The following is a 3,931-nucleotide window of genomic DNA, read 5'->3' as shown; positions in this document are numbered from 1 at the left end:
AATTTCAGTTAATGATTTTCCATTTAACGTATATTCACCCGCATTTGGTATATCAATTAACCCGATAACATTTAATAGAGTACTTTTCCCTGAACCTGACCGACCCATTACAGCGATAATTTCACCTTTGTTTATCGTTAAATTTATACCATTTAACGCAAACGTTTTATGATTCTTGTTACTATACACCTTCTTAATGTCTTTCAATTCAATTAAACTCATTATTCCATCCCCCCTATTAATGTTTTCGGTTCGAGCTTTCTAATAAACAAGAAGACAATTACATTCGAGACAACGATGATCAATAATAAGAATAGGAATACTAACGATAATATAGGTAGATTTAATTTAAAATCTAATACAGACGCCACGTTTAGATCTTTTGCTGTTTGGAGAAGAGCTCCATATCTCAATGAAAAGTACGATAGTGCCATTCCGAAACCAGCTATTCCTACTATAGTATTTTCTAAAACAATTTGAATGAAAACTCCAATCTTACTTTCTCCAAGAACCATTTTTATTCCGAATTCCCTTTTCCTCATCATAATAGAGACGATAGTGGTTACAACAATTCCTGCTATTGAAAATAGAATAAATAGTATTCCTACTATAAGCTGCGGGATTTCAGAGTAGCTATTAACCGTAATATCTTTACTTATTTCTTCTCCCAATTTTTTCAAATGTAACGTAACGCTGTTTCCTTTAAGTTGAATTGTTTCTTGTAATTCCTTTACATCTGCACCTTTTCGTAAAGTTAATACGGTACTTTGATGCAACCTTAAAAACATTGATTCATATTCTCCATACATTTCAGATGACATAGGCAGTATCATCGCTTTATCCAGCTTTAAATATGTATTTGTTGAATTATTATTTACAATGAATTTATTTTCTGGTAAAAAACCGATAATTGTATATCGATTATTAATTGTATCCCCTACTTGAAAATATTCTTTAAAGTAAGAACCAGCTAACACATTCATTTTCTCTTCACCTTTTTTTTGAAAATCTTGGCGTGAAAACCCTTTACCATTTTTGAAAGAAAAATCAAGTAACCTATAATAGTTTTCATCTACTAGGATCGAATTAATAGTAGGTCTTTCATCATGAAAAGTTTTATTTTTCAAATCAGCAAGCATACTATTTTTAAGTAATCTATTACTCGATTCTAATTCTATTATTCGCTCTTCGTATGTTCCAAATGAAATCACATCTTTATTTTGTTGAATTTTATTATAAATCTGTTGAATTTGCTCTTTATTGAATTGATCACTTCTTAACCTATCTGTAGTCATATCGAAAGAAATTAAGTATGTGTTGTTCAAATCTAATACCGAACTGGAATTGTCATTGAGATAGTATAAATTCGAAAATACATTAATAGAACTCGTTATAGTTGATAATCCAAATGTAAATTGTATGAGGAGCAGCAGTGAAAATAAAAATCTCTTTTTTAAAGCTATTACAGCGCTTTTTATTCTCATCATATTTTTGACTCCTTCAAAGTTTTAGCAGGTTCACTTTTTAACACATAGATGAATGGCATGAAAGCGGTAATGAAAGATATAGAAAAAGCGCTAAATATACTCATTACAATATGGAAAAAACCGAAACTAATGCTATAACTTGTATATTCTAAAATCCTTGTACTCAAAATGCTTAAAATCCATTGTATACCTATTGCACAGGCTGCTGCTGTGATTGCACATATGAATAGTTGACTAAATATAAATATAAAAAGATTCAAGCTACTTGCTCCCAAGGCTTTCCTGAGTGATAGACTTTTTTTCTTCGTGTAAATCCAAAAATAACTTACAATTATGCAATTAATTAAAGCTATGAAAAGGAGTCTATATGGAAAACTTAGCAATTCTTCCACTGCTTGACTTGAGTTTTTTTCTTTCTCATAATTCTCTTTTTCATTTATCACTTTGATATTTGTATCTTTTCTCTTCTGCTTAACATGCTGAATGAAACTGTCTATCTCCTTTTTAGGATCCCCGTTAGACCTAACTATCATTTGAAATGTATTTTCATTCTGTATACTTCGTTTCACCTCATCTGGCATATCATTTAGCGAGACGTAAATTTTATAATTATATTCATCTCCAGTATTTGCTCCACCCACACCTTTAACTGTATATTCCTTATTAAATAATTTTATTGTTGCAGAATCTTTATAAATTTTCTTTCCTATAATTACATTATTTTCTTCACCTTGTTTCATGGGAGAACCTTTTAGCAGCGGTGGAGACCAATTCATATTAATAAGACCAATGATAGTCACTTGACCGATATTGGGAATAGTAGTGCGAATATCATTTGTAATAACGCTAGCATTTTTAAATTTAGATTCTGTTAATTTTTGAAATTCTTTAAAATTCAATTCTCCCATACCAGTTAGCTCAATGGAGTAGTAATAATTGAAATAACCATTTTTACTATCATAAAATTTCTCATCATAATAATCTCGAGTTGATATAGCTATAAGTATTGGTAATATCGTCAATACAAATCCAATAAATAACATACTGAATAGTTTCTTGTTCACCGCTATTTCTTTTAATATTAGATTCATATATCCTCCGAATTTTAAAAACCGTGAAAAGGTATAAAATTTTTTCACGGTTTTTATTATTATTTATATAGTTCTTACTTAATTGTCATAGCCTTTGATGTGTACGCACTATCGCCGACCATTATCCATTCATGGGATGAATTACCGCTGCTTACCGCCCCATTTGATGTAAAATTGACACTTACACGATCAGAACTTGAAGCATTAGGCAATTGTCTAAAACCAGAGGATCCATCATTAAAACGAGCACTTACAGTCATCTTGTAATAATGAGGTTCATTTGTTTTTGCTGTATAAGCAGATGCAGAAGCTTTAGCTCCAGAACCCACCCATGCTGCACTTGAATCCCAGTTAATTGTGGCAAATGAAACTGGAGAAATCGTACCTACTACACAAGCTGTTATACCTAGAGTAGCCAATGTCTTTTTAATTAAGCTTTTCATATATCACTAATCCCCCTTGTTTAAAATATTCACTTAAATATTTAAGTATTTTCAGGCCGTGACCTCATTATATAAGATAAAATAGCAGATAAGTGAGAATATTACTAAAATTAACATTTTTACATATCCTTTACATTCCTTCTAACAAAATGACATAAAATCTAAGTTACGCTATTTTTAAAATTGACTGTTGATTTTCATACACTAAGATTTTTCCTAATCCTGTTTTATTTCCCCCTGTACATTCAGATGAGCAACTTACTGATCATTAATATCCCAATAATATACCTTGTTTTAAAAAGCCTTCTGTAGTTATGAAGTGAACCCGAATAGTGGTACATGAAAAAAACATCTCCTGAATTCGTATACTAAGTATGCAAATTCAACGGAGGTTTTTTTCGTTTGAAGACAGGAGTTCATTACCCAGAAGAAATAAAGTGGAAAGTCATTTAAAAATTGAAGCTTCTACTCACAAGAAATAACAAAAGTATCCAACATAACTGTGCGAAAGATTGTGCTAGAATACATTCATTACTACACTAGTGTGCGAATTCTAGAAAAATCCAACCATCTATTCCCTAAATTCTTTAGGGAATAGATGGTTTAGGTGTTTTGATAGGTGTCCAGTTTTAGAAGTTCACTTCAATTTAACAAGGCGTTTTTTCTTCATACTATGTTTAATTTGTTATCTTTCCACTTCATAAACATGCCTAAAGAAGGAGTAACCGACGTTCTACCATGATTATTAACCCTGCTTTGTTATAATAAGAACAGTATATATCCCCTTATTACTATCATTTAACTCCGCACAACTTCCCCATCAACTAACTCAATAATTCTATTACACTTATTCGCTACTTCCATATCATGCGTTACAATAATAATTGTTCGTCCTTCTTCATTCAGTTGT

The 3,931-nt window shown here is 31.0% G+C and carries 4 protein-coding genes and 2 pseudogenes; 1 reads left to right on the top strand and 5 read right to left on the bottom strand.

The features are described 5' to 3' along the window. From ACTFNE_RS27245 to ACTFNE_RS27230, 4 genes are all read right to left on the bottom strand, one after another. On the bottom strand, positions 1-222 hold a 222-nt coding region (locus tag ACTFNE_RS27245), incomplete at its 3' end, for an ATP-binding cassette domain-containing protein (RefSeq protein WP_439998590.1). Then, positions 222-1,487: an ABC transporter permease gene (locus ACTFNE_RS27240; protein WP_170869006.1), complete on the bottom strand. Its 1,266-nt coding sequence runs from the start codon at positions 1,485-1,487 to the stop codon at positions 222-224. The genes ACTFNE_RS27245 and ACTFNE_RS27240, both read right to left, overlap by 1 nt. Beyond that, positions 1,484-2,578, bottom strand: a complete 1,095-nt coding sequence (locus tag ACTFNE_RS27235) for an FtsX-like permease family protein (protein WP_270705863.1) — start codon at positions 2,576-2,578, stop codon at positions 1,484-1,486. Before ACTFNE_RS27235 ends, ACTFNE_RS27240 begins: the two co-directional genes overlap by 4 nt. A 74-nt stretch (positions 2,579-2,652) precedes the next feature. Then, a complete protein-coding gene (locus tag ACTFNE_RS27230) occupies positions 2,653-3,021 on the bottom strand; it encodes a hypothetical protein (RefSeq protein ID WP_000838457.1) in 369 nt (122 codons plus the stop codon). A 460-nt stretch (positions 3,022-3,481) separates the two neighbouring features. Between ACTFNE_RS27230 and ACTFNE_RS27225 the strand changes: the two are divergent. Then, positions 3,482-3,619: pseudogene (locus tag ACTFNE_RS27225) on the top strand (IS3-like element ISBt2 family transposase); the annotation flags it as partial. Positions 3,620-3,819: 200 nt separating this feature from the next. Here ACTFNE_RS27225 and ACTFNE_RS27220 read toward each other — a convergent pair. After that, positions 3,820-3,931 (bottom strand): annotated as a pseudogene (locus tag ACTFNE_RS27220) (ABC transporter ATP-binding protein); the annotation flags it as partial.

The sequence above is a fragment of the Bacillus cereus group sp. MYBKT111-2 genome (assembly GCF_051915205.1).
Lineage (GTDB): Bacteria > Bacillota > Bacilli > Bacillales > Bacillaceae_G > Bacillus_A > Bacillus_A paranthracis.
The sequence above is the reverse complement of the archived record's forward strand: the minus strand, read 5'-3'. Positions and strand labels throughout refer to the sequence as shown.

Bases quoted from the DNA above. Each gene is read 5' to 3' on its own strand.
- ACTFNE_RS27240 (WP_170869006.1), bottom strand. From the start codon at position 1,487: ATGATGAGAATAAAAAGCGCTGTAATAGCTTTAAAAAAGAGATTTTTA.
- ACTFNE_RS27235 (WP_270705863.1), bottom strand. From the start codon at position 2,578: ATGAATCTAATATTAAAAGAAATAGCGGTGAACAAGAAACTATTCAGT.
- ACTFNE_RS27230 (WP_000838457.1), bottom strand. From the start codon at position 3,021: ATGAAAAGCTTAATTAAAAAGACATTGGCTACTCTAGGTATAACAGCT.